This window comes from Caballeronia sp. NK8 (genome assembly GCF_018408855.1).
Classification (GTDB): Bacteria; Pseudomonadota; Gammaproteobacteria; order Burkholderiales; family Burkholderiaceae; genus Caballeronia.
In genome coordinates, this window is the sequence record NZ_AP024322.1 from 147,531 (window position 1) to 162,085 (window position 14,555).

General features: G+C 63.9%; 13 protein-coding genes. 5 read left to right on the plus strand and 8 right to left on the minus strand.

Annotated features, from left to right (window positions below):
* Positions 1–22: 22 nt before the first annotated feature.
* Complete coding sequence (argS, locus tag NK8_RS00705; protein ID WP_213226846.1) at positions 23–1,807, minus strand: arginine--tRNA ligase; 1,785 nt, start codon at positions 1,805–1,807, stop codon at positions 23–25.
* A gap of 259 nt (positions 1,808–2,066) precedes the next feature.
* Here argS and NK8_RS00710 point away from each other — a divergent pair, with 259 nt between their 5' ends.
* Positions 2,067–2,393: a DUF1840 domain-containing protein gene (locus tag NK8_RS00710; protein ID WP_162064713.1), complete on the plus strand. Its 327-nt coding sequence runs from the start codon at positions 2,067–2,069 to the stop codon at positions 2,391–2,393.
* 83 nt (positions 2,394–2,476) lie between these two features.
* Here the strand turns inward: NK8_RS00710 and NK8_RS00715 are convergent, their stop codons facing one another.
* From NK8_RS00715 to NK8_RS00745, 7 genes are all read right to left on the minus strand, one after another.
* The gene (locus NK8_RS00715; protein ID WP_143327941.1) at positions 2,477–2,674 is read right to left on the minus strand and encodes a hypothetical protein; all 198 of its coding nucleotides are present in this window, start codon (positions 2,672–2,674) and stop codon (positions 2,477–2,479) included.
* 176 nt (positions 2,675–2,850) lie between these two features.
* Positions 2,851–5,568, minus strand: coding sequence for a methionine synthase (gene metH, locus NK8_RS00720; protein ID WP_301549863.1), 2,718 nt, complete (start codon positions 5,566–5,568; stop codon positions 2,851–2,853).
* Between the two features lie 34 nt (positions 5,569–5,602).
* Positions 5,603–6,664 (minus strand): homocysteine S-methyltransferase family protein, encoded by a 1,062-nt coding sequence (locus tag NK8_RS00725; protein WP_213226848.1) that lies wholly within the window; start codon positions 6,662–6,664, stop codon positions 5,603–5,605.
* A 223-nt stretch (positions 6,665–6,887) separates the two neighbouring features.
* Entirely contained in the window at positions 6,888–7,145 is a 258-nt protein-coding gene (locus NK8_RS00730) for a DUF3567 domain-containing protein (protein ID WP_162064715.1), read from the minus strand.
* 136 nt (positions 7,146–7,281) lie between these two features.
* Complete coding sequence (locus tag NK8_RS00735) at positions 7,282–8,070, minus strand: alpha/beta fold hydrolase (protein WP_213226849.1); 789 nt, start codon at positions 8,068–8,070, stop codon at positions 7,282–7,284.
* 100 nt (positions 8,071–8,170) lie between these two features.
* Positions 8,171–9,397 (minus strand): DUF3108 domain-containing protein, encoded by a 1,227-nt coding sequence (locus NK8_RS00740; RefSeq protein WP_213226850.1) that lies wholly within the window; start codon positions 9,395–9,397, stop codon positions 8,171–8,173.
* Positions 9,398–9,490: 93 nt separating this feature from the next.
* Positions 9,491–10,378 carry an IclR family transcriptional regulator gene (locus NK8_RS00745; RefSeq protein ID WP_213226851.1) on the minus strand — a complete coding sequence of 296 codons (888 nt, stop codon included), beginning with the start codon at positions 10,376–10,378 and terminating at the stop codon, positions 9,491–9,493.
* A 22-nt stretch (positions 10,379–10,400) separates the two neighbouring features.
* Between NK8_RS00745 and NK8_RS00750 the strand changes: the two genes are divergently transcribed.
* The 4 genes from NK8_RS00750 to NK8_RS00765 all read left to right on the plus strand — a co-directional run bounded on the left by NK8_RS00750 (position 10,401) and on the right by NK8_RS00765 (position 14,314).
* Entirely contained in the window at positions 10,401–11,387 is a 987-nt protein-coding gene (locus tag NK8_RS00750) for a fumarylacetoacetate hydrolase family protein (RefSeq protein WP_162064718.1), read from the plus strand.
* A gap of 96 nt (positions 11,388–11,483) precedes the next feature.
* Positions 11,484–12,653, plus strand: coding sequence for an ABC transporter substrate-binding protein (locus tag NK8_RS00755; protein WP_213226852.1), 1,170 nt, complete (start codon positions 11,484–11,486; stop codon positions 12,651–12,653).
* Positions 12,654–12,672: 19 nt separating this feature from the next.
* The gene (locus tag NK8_RS00760) at positions 12,673–13,500 is read left to right on the plus strand and encodes an enoyl-CoA hydratase/isomerase family protein (protein ID WP_061172633.1); all 828 of its coding nucleotides are present in this window, start codon (positions 12,673–12,675) and stop codon (positions 13,498–13,500) included.
* A gap of 40 nt (positions 13,501–13,540) precedes the next feature.
* On the plus strand, positions 13,541–14,314 hold the full coding sequence (locus NK8_RS00765) for a PhaM family polyhydroxyalkanoate granule multifunctional regulatory protein (RefSeq protein WP_213226853.1): 774 nt from the start codon (positions 13,541–13,543) through the stop codon (positions 14,312–14,314).
* Positions 14,315–14,555 lie beyond the last annotated feature (241 nt).

Genomic DNA, 14,555 nt, shown 5'->3' on the forward strand with positions numbered 1-14,555 from the left:
TCGGGCGAGAGGCAACGGGCGATTACATCTTTTGAGGAGCGGAGACGCCGATGGTCGCGAGACCGTTTTCGAGAACCTGGCGCGTCGCGGCAAGCAGCGCGATGCGGGCCGTGCGCTCTTTCTCATCGTCCACGAGCACGCGCTCCGCATTGTAGAACGAGTGAAATTCGCCAGCGAGATCGCGCAGATAGAACGCGACCGCGTGCGGCGCGAGTTCGTGGGCGGCGTGCGAGAGCATCTCGGGGAACTCGGCGAGCTTGTTGAGCAATGCCATCGCGCGGTCGCTCGACAACGGCGAGAGATCGGCCTGCGCCACCTTCGACAGATCGCCGCCGTAGCGTTCCTTCCAGTCGTTGAGAATCGTGCAGATGCGCGCGTGCGCGTATTGCACGTAGTAGACCGGATTCTCGTCGTTCTGCTTGAGCGCGAGGTCGATGTCGAATACGAATTCGGTATCCGCCTTGCGCGAGATGAGGAAGAAGCGCACCGCGTCGCGGCCGCGGCGGATGGTGTCTTCGTCGATCTGATCGGGTGCGGTTTCGTGACCCGGCGCGAGGCCGCCCGACCATTCGATCAGGTCACGCACGGTGACGTAACTGCCCGCGCGTTTCGAGATTTTCACTTCCTGACCGTCGCGCATGACGGTGACCATCTTGTGCAGCACGTAGTCGGGATAGCCTTTCGGAATGCCGACGCCGAGACCTTGCAGGCCGGCGCGCACGCGCGCGATCGTGCCGTGATGGTCCGAGCCCTGGATATTGATGACCTTCGTGTAGCCGCGCTCCCACTTGGTTACGTGATACGCGACGTCCGGCACGAAGTACGTGTACGTGCCGTCGGACTTCTTCATGACGCGGTCCTTGTCGTCGCCGTCGTCGGTGGTGCGCAGCCACAGCGCGCCGTCCTGCTCGTAGGTCTTGCCGGCATCGACGAGCGACGCGACCGTCTTCTCGACGCGGCCTTCCTTGTACAGCGCAGACTCCAGATAGAACTGGTCGAACTTCACGCCGAACGCGGTCAGATCCATGTCCTGTTCGTGGCGCAGATACGCGACCGCAAAATGGCGGATGGCTTCGAGATCCTCGACGTCGCCCGTGCCCTTGACCGGCTCGCCGTCCTTTGCTGCGACGGTTTCGCCCGCCATGTAATCGCGCGCGATATCGGCGATGTACTCGCCGTTGTAGGCGCCTTCCGGCCAGCCGGCGTCGCCCGGCTTGAGGCCGCGCGCGCGTAACTGGGTCGAGGCGGCGAGGTTGGCGATCTGCACGCCGGCGTCGTTGTAGTAGAACTCGCGGTGCACGTCGTAGCCCTGCGTTTCGAGCAGGTTCGAGAGCGCATCGCCGAGCGCGGCCTGACGGCCGTGGCCGACGTGCAGCGGACCGGTCGGATTCGCCGACACGAACTCGACCAGCACGTGTCTGCCCGCTTCACGCGTCGAGCGGCCGAAGGCGGCGCCTTCGCTCAGCACGGCCGGGATCGCTGCTTGCTTGGCGGTGGCGGCAAGACGCAGATTGATGAAGCCGGGACCCGCCACTTCGGCGCCCTCGACGAGACCCTGCGCCGCCGGAAGGCCGAGCACCGCATCGACGATCTGCTGCGCGAGCTGGCGCGGATTCGCGCGCAGCGGCTTGGCGAGCTGCATCGCGACATTCGATGCGACATCGCCGTGCGCCGCGACTTTCGGCCGTTCGAGGACGATCGTGGGCGCGACGAAAGCGGCTTCGCCTGCCGCCAGAGTGCCTTGCGCGACCTGCTGGACCGCGTCGGTAAGGAGCGTTTCGAGAGTGTGTTTGTGTGCGGGCAGCATGCTGAATGTGATCCAGTGGAGCGAGGGCTGACGGGGCGCTGATCGGCGTCTGCCCCGACTCGGACGGCGGCTTCGCGACGCGTCGGCCCCGGTATGCGGTGTTGGCAGCCGAACAGAATCGACTACCACATGAAGTGGGGATTTTAGCAGGTGCTAATATGTCGAATCAGGGTGTCGTCATGTTGTCAGGGAGACCGGCTCGTCTGCGTGTTTCGTTAGCAAACCGCCTATGACCCAATTCAAACAAAAGGACCATGCCATGCTCATCACATTCAAAAGCCCGGCCTCACCGGACGTCATCATGCTGGAAAACCTCGCGGAATACTTGCTCGGCATCATCGGCAAGCAATTGACCGCACGGGGCGTCATCACGCACGAAGATATTCCGGCGGCCATCCAGAAACTCGAAGCGGCCGTTGCCACCGACAAGAAAGAGCGCGCGGAGCACGAGGGCCATTTTCACGAAGGTGAAGAAGGTCATGTGCCGCACGAGCATCCGGTCGGACTCGCGCAGCGCGCGTTTCCGTTCATCGACATGCTGCGGCTCGCCCAGAAAGACAACAAGGATATTCTCTGGGGCGTCTGAGCGTCACGTGCCTGAGGCGCTGCCACGAATGAAAAAACCCGCACCGGCGACGATGCGGGTTTTTTTCTTCCGATGAAACCGTCTTACTGCGATTGACCGCCCATCGAAGATTTCGGCGCGGGCGCCTTCTTGGGCTTCTTGGGCTTCTTCTTGTGCTCGGTCTGCGGCGGCGAGTACGACGACGCAGTGGTGCTGCTGGCCGGCTGCGCGATCGCTGCCGAGCTTGCGGCGAGAACGGCGGCTGCGATCGCAACGCTTACGGCGGACGTCAGCTTCTTCATGCGACTTATCTCCGTGACGAAAAATGCGTGTCCGTCGTCGTGACGGCGCATCGCAGGAGCAAGTCTACGAAAACTAAAAAATTCCCGCCGATTACGCGGCGCTTTTTTTCGCCATCACACGCCGCGTATGTTTTTTTCCAACGCTCTCGCGAAAGCCCTACTACCGCCGCATTTTTTTAGCGCTGCGGCGCGAGCGCGCGTTCGGCATCCTTGAGGGACATTTCCATGCGTTGCGCGTAGCTCGCGAGCTGATCGTCGCCGATCTTGCCGACCGAGAAGTACGTGCTGTCCGGATGCGCGAGATAGAAGCCCGAAACGCTCGCGGCCGGCAGCATCGCGAGGGATTCGGTGACGCTCATGCCGACCTCGTCTGCCTGAAGCACTTCGAACATATCGCGCTTCACGAGGTGATCCGGGCATGCCGGATAGCCGGGCGCGGGACGAATGCCGGCGTACTTTTCCGCGATCAGCGCATCGTTGTCGAGCGTTTCGTTCTGCGCATAACCCCACAGTTCGCGGCGCACGCGCGCGTGCAGCGCTTCGGCGAACGCTTCCGCGAAACGGTCGGCGAGCGCCTTGAGCATGATCGCGCTGTAGTCGTCGTGATCGGCCTCGAACTGTCGTTCCTTTTTGTCGACGCCGAGGCCCGCCGTCACCGCGAAGATGCCGATATAGTCCTTCACGCCTGAATCCTTCGGCGCGATGAAATCGGCGAGCGAGCGGTTCGGACGCATCACGCCATCGACCACCGGACGCACGCTCTGCTGACGCAGATTGCGCCACGTCATCGCGACCTGCGAGCGCGATTCATCCGTGTAGATCTCGATGTCGTCGTCGTTCACGGTGTTCGCGGGCAGCAGCATCACGACGCCATTGGCCGTCAGCCAGCGGCCCTGAATCAGGCGCGCGAGCATCGACTTGCCGTCCGAGAACACGCGCCGCGCCGATTCGCCGACGATCTCGTCGTTGAGAATCGCGGGATAGGGGCCCGCGAGATCCCAGGTCTGGAAGAACGGAGCCCAGTCGATGTATTTCGCCAGATCGGCGAGGTCGTAGTTCTTGAACACGCGCCGCCCGATGAAGGTTGGCTTCTTCGGCGTGTACGCGCTCCAGTCGATCTTCGTCTTGTTGGCGCGCGCTTCGTCGTAGGTGACCATCGGCTGCGCCTTGCGGTTCGCGTGCTGCGTGCGGATGCGGTCGTAGTCGCTTTTGAGTTCGTCGAGATACTTCGCCGCGCCTTCGTCCGACAGGAGGCTCGAAGCCACCGACACCGACCGCGACGCATCCGGCACGTAGACCACGGGCCCTTCATAGTGCGGCGCGATCTTGACGGCCGTATGCACGCGCGACGTCGTCGCGCCGCCGATGAGCAAGGGCGTCTGCTTGCCGCGGAAGTATTCGTCACGCTGCATTTCGGAGGCGACGTAAGCCATTTCCTCGAGACTCGGCGTGATGAGTCCCGACAGCCCGATGATGTCCGCGCCTTCTTCCTTCGCCTTCTGCAGGATGGTCGCGCAGGGCACCATCACGCCCATGTTGACCACTTCGAAGTTGTTGCACTGAAGCACGACCGACACGATGTTCTTGCCGATGTCGTGCACATCGCCCTTCACGGTCGCGATGACGATCTTGCCTTTCGGACGCACGTCCGCGCCGGCATCGGCGAGACGCTTCTTCTCTTCTTCGATGAACGGAATCAGATGCGCGACCGCCTGCTTCATCACGCGCGCCGACTTCACCACTTGCGGCAGGAACATCTTGCCCGCGCCGAACAGGTCGCCGACGATGTTCATGCCATCCATCAGCGGCCCTTCGATGACGTTGATCGGACGCCCGCCTGCCTTTTCGATCTTCGCGCGCACTTCCTCGGTATCTTCGACGATGAAGTTCGTGATGCCGTGCACGAGCGCATGCGACAGACGCGCCTCGACCGGCTGATTGCGCCATTCGAGGTTCTCTTCCTTTTTCGCCGCGCCGGTCTTGAACTTGTCGGCGACTTCCAGCAGGCGGTCCGTGCCGTCGTCGCGGCGGTTGAGCACGACGTCTTCCACGCGCTCGCGCAACTCGGCGTCGAGATCGGCGTATACGCCGAGCATGCCCGCGTTGACGATGCCCATGTCCATGCCGGCCTGGATCGCGTGATACAGGAACACGGTATGGATGGCCTCGCGCACGGGATCATTGCCGCGAAACGAGAACGACACGTTCGACACGCCGCCGCTTACCTTCGCGTGGGGCAGGTTCTGCTTGATCCAGCGCGTCGCGTTGATGAAATCGACCGCGTAGTTGTTGTGTTCCTCGATGCCCGTCGCGATCGCGAAGATGTTCGGGTCGAAGATGATGTCTTCCGGCTCGAAGCCGACTTTGTTCACGAGGATGTCGTAGGAGCGCTTGCAGATTTCGGTCTTGCGCTGGAACGTGTCTGCCTGACCCTTTTCGTCGAACGCCATCACGACCGATGCCGCGCCGTATCGGCGGATCAGCTTCGCGTGATGTTTGAACGCGTCTTCGCCCTCCTTTAGAGAGATGGAGTTGACGATCGCCTTGCCTTGCACGCACTTCAGGCCCGCTTCGATCACGTCCCACTTCGACGAGTCGATCATGATCGGCACGCGCGCGATATCCGGTTCCGATGCGATCAGATTCAGAAAGCGCACCATCGCGGCTTTCGAATCGAGCATGGCTTCGTCCATATTGATATCGATGACCTGCGCGCCGTTTTCGACCTGCTGCCGCGCGACCGCGAGCGCTTCGTCGAACTGGCCGTTCAGGATCATGCGCGCGAACGCTTTCGAGCCGGTCACGTTGGTGCGCTCGCCGACGTTGATGAAAAGCGAGCCGTCGGTGACGTTGAACGGCTCGAGGCCGGAAAGGCGCATGGTGTGATCGGTCATGTCTGGTATCTCTTGTTCGATGTCAGGCGCGCTTTTACGCAACCTCGCGATATTGCGACGGAAAAGCGCGCGGCTTCACTTCCGCGAGCGCCTTCGCGATCTCGGCGATATGCTCCGGCGTCGTGCCGCAGCAGCCGCCCGCGATGTTCACGAGGCCCGCCGTCGCGAATTCCTTCAGCAATCCCGAGGTCACGTCGGGCGTTTCGTCGAAGCCGGTGTCGCTCATCGGATTCGGCAGGCCGGCGTTCGGATAGCAGGACACGTACGTGTCGCACAGCTTCGACAGCTCGGCGATATACGGCCGCATCAGCGCAGCGCCCAGCGCGCAGTTCAGGCCGAAGGTCAGCGGCTTCGCGTGACGCAGCGAGTTCCAGAACGCTTCCACCGTCTGACCGGAGAGAATGCGGCCCGAGGCGTCGGTGACCGTGCCCGAGATCATGATCGGCACGAGTTCGCCGGTGTCGTCGAACAGCTGGTCGAGCGCGAACAGCGCCGCTTTCGCGTTCAGCGTGTCGAAGATCGTCTCGACGAGAAACAGATCGCAGCCCGCGTCGAGCAGCGCCTTCGCCTGTTCGTAGTACGTGTCGCGCAGTTCGTCGAAGGACACGTTGCGTGCGCCCGGATCGTTGACGTCGGGCGAGATGCTCGCGGTCTTCGGCGTCGGTCCGATCGCGCCCGCGACGAAACGCGGTTTGTCCGGCGTCGAATACTTTTCGCAGGCTTCGCGCGCGACCTTTACGGACTCGATGTTCATCTCGGCGGCGAGGTCTTCCATGCCGTAATCGGCCTGGGCCACGCGCGTCGCGCCGAATGTGTTCGTCTCGATGATGTCCGCGCCCGCCGCGAGGTATTGCTCGTGAATCTCGCGGATGATCTGCGGCTGCGTGATCGACAGCAACTCGTTGTTGCCCTTGATGTCGCGGCCATAGTCCTTGAAGCGCTCGCCGCGATACGCGGCTTCGTCGAGCTTGTAGCGCTGGATCATCGTGCCCATCGCGCCGTCGAGAATCAGGATGCGCTTTTGCAGCAGCGCGGGCAGCGCGGCGCCGCGCGTGTAGGCCCGCGCGGGGGCTTTCGGAAGGGCGTTCTGGGTCATGACGGACGAGGCCTGCACCAAATGTGAAATAGCCTGACATTGTAGCCGCAGCGCGGGGCGGTCGCTCTCGGGGCGGGCTTCGCGGACCGGAATCTGTCGGGCAAAAAAGAACCCCGCCAGTTGCGGGGCGGGGTCTTTAGGAAATGGCGAGTGTCGCCTTCAGCCGCGAGTCCGGGCGGCGGCGGGCGCGGACGGCGGCGAGCCGCCCGCGCGCGTGCATGCATCAGTGGAGCACGACGGGTTGGGTCATCAGAATATCGAACTGACCGAGGAATTCATCGACATCTTCGAGCGACGGCTCTTCCGCGATCAACTGTTGCACGTGCTCGCGAAACTTCGCGGCGAGCGCGCCGTCGATGAAAATTTCCCGTTGCGTGTTCTTGTCGACGATCTCGTAGCCGCCCGCCTTCATGGCGAGATGGTTGTCCTGCGGCGGAAATTCGACGACGCAATAGTTGGGGCTGTTGTAGATCATTTGCATGGCGACACTCCTTATTCCTTGTTTGCTCCGTGGCAATCCTGACGCTTAGTTGGAGCGATTGGGTTGGAATTCAAGGGGTGGCCTCGACGTGATGCCAGTGGTATCGAGGCTTTCTCTGCAACAAAAACAGGAAAAATCAGGTGGAACCGCGTAAGAAATCTCCCAAAAGCGCGGAAAAGCGCTGCGATTCCTCCACCGGTGACAAGTGAGCCGCATTGAGAAGTTCGAATCGCGCGCCCGGCACTACGTCTGCAACAACCTTTGAGGCAGCATGCGGCGTGCCAACATCGTGCTGACCCGCGACGACGAGCGTGCGCTTCGTCACAGTTGGCAGTTTGTCGCGCGCATCGAAACGGCTGACGGCTTCGGCGGCACGTGCAAAGCCCTCTGCGGGCGTGTTTGAGATGGTATCGGCGATCTGCTCGACCACTTCGGGATGCGCCTTGCGGAAGTCAGGCGTGAGCCAGCGCTCGAGCGTTGTGTCCACGATACTCGCAGTCCCGTTTTCGCGCACGGAAGCTGCCCGTTGCGCGAAGGTCGGGCGCGCGTCCTCCGGAATAAAGGCCGGCGCGCCGACGACTGTCAGAGTCTCCACTTTGTCGGCATGGTTGATCGCGAGTTTCTGCGCGACCATGCCGCCGATCGACAGCCCGACCACATGCGCCGACGGCGCGCCGAGCTTGTCGAGCAGCGTCGCGAGATCGTCGGCGAGATCGTCGATCGTGAAGGCGTCGGGCGAGACGGCCGTTTCGCCGTGCCCGCGCAGGTCGTAGCGCAGCACGGTGAAGCCGTGGCGAAAGTAGCCGGCCATCTGGTCCCACACCGAGAGATCGCCGGCAAGTTGATGGATGAAGACGAGCCAGGGACCGCCGCCTTCGTTGTCGAGAACATAGCGTGTATCGATGCGATTGATCGTCAACTGCATGTCGGCTCCGTAAAGAATGCGGTTTGCGATGCTGTTTCCGATTGACTGCACGCGATGCCGCGTTTCGCTGTCCCGGGTGTCACGGAGTGTGACGGCGGCGTTACGGTTTGTCCGCCTCGGGCGTTGCGGGCGCGGCTGGCGCGGATTCCTCAGGCGCAGCTTGCGTGCCCGGTGTGACATCTTGTGCCGCCGACGGCGGCGGCGCGGTGGTGAGCTTGCCGGCCCAGAGCAGTTCGACCTGCATGCCGTTCGGCTCGGTTTGCAGAATCCGCACGGGCAGCCAGCCGATGGACGGCGCGAGCCAGATGTCCAGCCTGCGGCGGTCGCCTTCCTTGCGCGGCAGGCGCGTGAAATGGCGCGCCGTCGTGAAGCCGCCGCGCGCCTGCACGGTTTCGTCGCCGACGGTTTCAATCGGCCAGATTTCGCTGCTGTCGTTGTCCGCGACGCTGAACTGACGCGTCACGCCCGGCTTGTACTTGTCCGGCGCGCCGCGCACGAGGCTCGCGAGCTGCATGACGACGCTGAAGCGGTCCTGCGCGCCGTCGGCGAGCGGCTGGCTTTGCGGCGTCTTCGTGTAGACGATCTGCTTCGTGTCGCGGTTGAAGATGGCGACATCGGCGGCGCGGCGGCCGCGCTGCTCGGAATACTGCTCCGGCGCGATGCCGAATCCGTCGATATGGCCCTTGCTCGAATACACGAACGGACCGACGAAAGGGATGGGAATCGAGACGACCATCTCGTAGCGCTGGCCGTCGTTGATCCAGTGGATCGTGCCGGTCTGATTCATCATGCCGTTGACGAGCGTGTCGTAACGCAACTCGCCCGTAGGCGGAACACTGAACCTGTCACCCGATGCGGCGGCAGCGGCTTGCGATGCGGGCGCTGGCGCCGCCGCAGGACTTGACGCGGGCGTCGTCGTCGCCGGCGCGGACGCAGCGACGCCGGACGCAGCGACGGGCGCATCCGGTTGAGGCGTCGCCGCGCTCAGCACCGGCGCGGGCGCGGGCGCGGCGGGCTTCGATGGCGCGTGTGCTGGCACGGGCGTCGGTGCGGCCGGTTTCGGCGGCGTGGGCGCGGGCGGCTGCGGCGTGGGCGGGGCGATCGGCTTCGGCGTCAGCAGTTCCACCTGCACGGGCGGCGTCTCGGGCGGCGCGTTGGTCGGCTGGCGATTGTGTTCGATCCACCGCATCGCGCTCAGGTGCAGGCCCGCGACGATCAGCACGGCCAGCGCCCAGCGCCCCCAACGGCGCGGCGTGGCGGATTCGGGGGCGGCGTCGGGCGGCTCGCCCGACGCGAGGCGAGGACGGCGGAATTGAAACAGTGACATCGTGCTGGGAGAAGGAAGCGCGTGGCGGGGAGGCGAAACGCGTAAGACACGCGCGATGGAAACGATGTTCCTCGCCCACGTCGACGAACGCGCTCAGCGCTCGCCCGCTTTATACCCCAATTCGTAAGACAGCTCGCGCGCGCACTCGCGCAACGCGGAATCGATTTCACCGCCCCAGCGCGTATCGAACGTGCCTTCGTGCCCGAGCGCGATGAGGCCGAGCGCGAGCTCACCGGTCGAATCGAACACCGGCGTGCAGAACGCGTGGATCGTCGGCAGCAGCATGCCTTCGACGCGCGCCGCGCCGTGCTCGCGCACTTCGGCGAAAAGCGGCTCGACATCGGCCATGGTTTGCTTCATCGCGATGAGTTCGCGCTCCAGCATCGGCTGCGTCTTGCTGCGCGGCAGATACGCGGCGAAGAGCAGACCGGTGGCCGACGTGAGCAGCGGCATCACGTCGCCCAGTTTGAGCGATGCCTTCGCCGGATGGCTCGATTCCATCCAGTGCACGACGGTCGGCCCCTGATTGCCCCATACCGCGATCCCGACCGTCTGATCCAGCCGGTCGCGCATCTGCGCGAGCGCGATGCGCGCGAGCCTCACGCCATCGACGCGCGCAAGCCGCGCGAGACCCATCTGCAACGCGAAGCCGCCGAGTTCATAGCGCCCGGAAACCGGGTCCTGCGATGCAACCCCGAGCCGCAGGAAACTCACCAGATAGCGATGCGCCTTTGCCGGACTCATGCCCGCGCGCTGCGCGAGGTCGCGCAGCATCATCGCGCGCGGCTCGTTGGTGAGCACGTCGAGCAGCCGGAAGCCGACTTCGATCGATTGAATGCCGGAGCGTGTTTTCTCCTCGGCGGCGTCGTTGGCGTCGAGGTTGTCTTCGTCGTCGGGACCAGCGGATGGGATCGATTGCATGAAGCGCGAAAGCACGGCAAGGGGATTCACCATCGTAAAATAGATTTCCCTTAACGTCATCCCAAGTCACCGACCCCGCGCCATGAAACTCGCAACATTGAAGGACGGCACACGCGACGGCCAGCTCGTCGTCGTATCGCGCGATCTGCGCACGGCGGCCATCGCCGATGGAATCGTCTCGACGCTGCAACGCGCGCTCGATGACTGGACCTTCTACGCGCCGCAACTCATGGACCTCTACGAGGCGCTGAACACCGGCCACGCGCGCAATACTTTCCCGTTCGATCCGAAAGCCTGCATGGCGCCGCTGCCGCGCGCGTTTCAGTGGGCGGATGGCTCGTCGTATGTGAATCACGTCGAATTGGTGCGAAAGGCGCGCAAAGCGGATATGCCGCCCGAATTCTGGACCGATCCGCTGATGTATCAGGGCGGCAGCGACGACTTCATCGGCCCGACGGACGACATCGTGTGCGCGACGGAATCGTATGGCATCGACTTCGAAGCAGAAGTCGCGGTGATCACGTCCGACGTCCACATGGCCGCGATGCCCGACGAAGCGCTGCGCAGCGTGCGTCTGCTGATGCTCGTGAACGACGTGTCGCTGCGCAATCTCATTCCCGCCGAGCTCGCGAAGGGTTTCGGCTTCTTCCAGAGCAAGCCCGCGACGGCGTTTTCGCCGGTCGCCGTCACGCCCGACGAACTCGGCGACGCGTGGCGCGAAGGCCGCGTGCATCGCCCGATGATCGTGCACTGGAACGGCAAGAAAGTCGGCCAGCCGGATTGCGGCACGGACATGGTGTTCCACTTCGGGCAACTGATCGCGCACGCGGCGAAGACGCGCAACCTGCGCGCGGGCTCGATCGTCGGTTCGGGCACGATCTCCAACAAGGACGCGAAGCGCGGCTACTGCTGCATCGCCGAGAAGCGCTGTCTGGAAACCATCGAGCACGGCGCGCCGCAGACGGAATTCATGAAGTTCGGCGACGGCGTGAAGATCGAGATGTTCGATGAAGACGGCAAGTCGATCTTCGGCGCGATCGATCAGGCGGTCGTGCAGCCGGAGCATTGAACGGGTTTAGCCCGATGCGGCGTGCGCAAGCCTCGCCTTACACTTTGCCGGGCTGCGTTCGCGCAGCAATAAAACGATCAAAAAAAGGAGACTTCGATGGCGGCAGGCAAGTGGACATTCCTAGCGGGCGCGGCATTCGCGCTCGCCGCGACGACGGCGGCATTCGCGCAGACGGCGCAGCACGTGAAGATCGGCCTCGTGCTCTCGCTCACGGGACCGGCCGCGTCGCTCGGCATTCCCGCGCGCGACACCGTCGCGCTCCTGCCGAAGGAAATGGGCGGCAAGCCGGTCGATTACATCGTGCTCGACGATGCATCCGACACCACGCAGGCCGTGCAAACCACGAAGAAGCTCATCAGCGAAGATCAGGTCGATGCGATCATCGGCTCGTCGATCACGCCGAACTCGCTCGCGATGATCGATGTCGTAGCGCAAGGGCAAACGCCGATGATCTCGCTCGCGTCGTCGTCGAAGATCATCGAGCCGGTCGACGACAAGCGCCGCTGGGTCTTCAAGACGCCGCAAACCGACGCGATGATGGCCTCCGCCATCGCCGAACATGCGAGCAATCATGGCGTGAAGACGCTTGCGTATATCGGTCAGGCGGACGCGCTCGGCGAGACCTTCTATGCCGAAGTCGCGAAATTCGCGCAGTTGCACAAGATCGAAGTGGTCGCGAACGAGCGCTTCAATCGCACCGATCCGAGCGTGACCGGGCAGATTCTCAAGATTCTCGCGGCGAAGCCGGATGCGGTCGTCGTCGGCGCGGCCGGCACGCCCGCGGCGTTGCCGCCGAAGACGCTCGCGCAGCGCGGCTTCAAGGGCAAGGTGTATCACAATCACGGTGTGGGCAATCGCGACTTCCTGCGCGTGTGCGGCGCGGATTGCAACGGCACCTTCCTTCCCGCGAGCCCGGTGCTCGTCGCCGCGCAGCTGCCCGACGATCATCCGGCCAAACGTCTCGCGCTCGAATACATCAAACTGTATGAGGCGAAGCAGGGGGCGGGCACCGTATCGGCGTTCGGCTCGTATGCGTGGGACGCGGGCATGCTGCTCAATCGCGCGGTGCCCATCGCGATGAAAGCGGGCGCGCCCGGTACGCCGGCATTTCGCAGCGCGCTGCGCGATGCGCTCGAAGGCACGAAGAATTTTTCCGACACCAACGGGCAGGTCAACATGACGCCCAACGATCACATCGGCCTCGACCAGCGCGCGCGCGTGATGGTCGAGATCCGCGACGGCAAGTGGATATACCAGCCGCGCTAACCCTTCAGTGAACAGAACCATGAGCGATCTCTCTCTTTACGCGAGCTACAAATCGCTGGAGTTGCGCCGCCATCCGCACGGCGTGCTCGAAGTGGTGATGCCCGGCGCGGGCGCGAACAAGAGCGGCCTGTCCACCGCCGACGCCAACATGCATCGCGAGCTCGCGGACATCTGGCGCGACATCGATCGCGATCCCGATACGCGCGTCGCGCTGATCCGCGGCGAAGGCAAGGGTTTTTCGGCGGGCGGCGATCTCGGCCTCGTCGAGGAGATGGCGAACGACTTCGACGTGCGCGCGCGCGTGTGGCGCGAGGCACGCGATCTCGTCTATAACGTGATCAACTGCGGCAAGCCGATCGTCTCCGCGATGCACGGTCCGGCAGTCGGCGCGGGGCTGGTCGCGGGCCTGCTCGCCGATATCTCGATCGCATCGAAGTCGGCGCGCATCATCGACGGGCACACGCGGCTCGGCGTCGCGGCGGGCGATCACGCGGCAATCGTATGGCCGCTGCTGTGCGGCATGGCGAAGGCCAAGTACTATCTGCTGCTGTGCGAGCCGGTGAGCGGTGAGGAGGCGGAGCGCATCGGACTGGTGTCGCTCGCCGTCGAAGAGAACGAACTGATGCCGAAGGCGATCGAAGTGGCGAACCGTCTCGCACAAGGCTCGCAGACTGCGATCCGCTGGACCAAGTACGCGCTCAACAACTGGCTGCGCTCGGCGGGGCCGACCTTCGATACGTCGCTCGCGCTGGAATTCATGGGCTTCGCGGGCCCTGACGTGCACGAAGGCATGCGCTCGTTGCGCGAGCGGCGCGCGCCGGATTTTCCGGGCGGCGCGCCGTTCTGAGCGGCGCGAATCTCACACGCAAGAAAACAAGGAGAGTCGAATGACCGACAACACTGGCGGTACGCCGCCCTACACGATTCCCGGTTTTCCCGGATTCGGCCAGGCCGACATGATGGGCAAGATGTGGGAACTGATGCGTCTGAATCCGTTCGCCGCCGCGATGCCGGGCGGCGGGCAGGGCATGGGTCCCTCACTCTCGATGATGTCGGACATGCTCGCTCCGCTCACCAACATCGAAGAACTCGACAAGCGCGTGACGGACATGCGCGCCGTCGAGCACTGGCTGAAGCTCAATCTCAACATGCTGCAATCGGCGATCCAGGCGCTCGAAGTGCAGCGCGCGACGCTCGCGACGCTGCGCGCGTTCGGCGCGTTTGCGCAGACATCGGTAGAAAGCGCGCACAACGCCGCGACGGAGAACGCGAAAGCGGCGAGCGCGGGCTGGCCGATGAGCGGTGCGGCGAAGCCGGAAGCGCCGAAGCAGGCGGCGGCAAGCGTTGCGCCCGCGAGCGAGACATCGGCTGAAGGCGAGGAAGCCAGCGAGACGGCGTCCGCGCCGCCGCCCGGTTTCGATCCGACCGGCTGGTGGAACGTGCTGCAATCGCAGTTCAATCAGCTTGCGCATCTCGCGATGCTTCAGCCCGGCATGACCGGCCCGCTCGACCCGACGGGCGCTGGCCAGCCTGCCGCCGCTGCTGGCGAGAACAGCGCCGGGCAGCCGGCGGACGGCGCCGAGGATAAAACCGACGCCGCCTCCGCGGCTGCGAAGAAAGCGGCAGCACGCAAGGCCGCGCCGCGCAAGAAACCCGTCTGACTCCCGTTCTTCAGGGATTCCCTCCCTGAAACTACGCTCGGCGGCGCACCACGTTCCGCCGAGCCTGCCGATTCCCTTCGATGCGCGAAGCGTCATCGAACCGCGTCATTGGTGTCCGTTTGTCTCGACGAAACGCATCTCAGCACCGACGACCGTTGTAATTTTGTCTATGATGAAACATCGACGACGCTCGAATTTGTCCACCTTCGGCGTCGGGCATGCAATCTGCATCGTACATGGT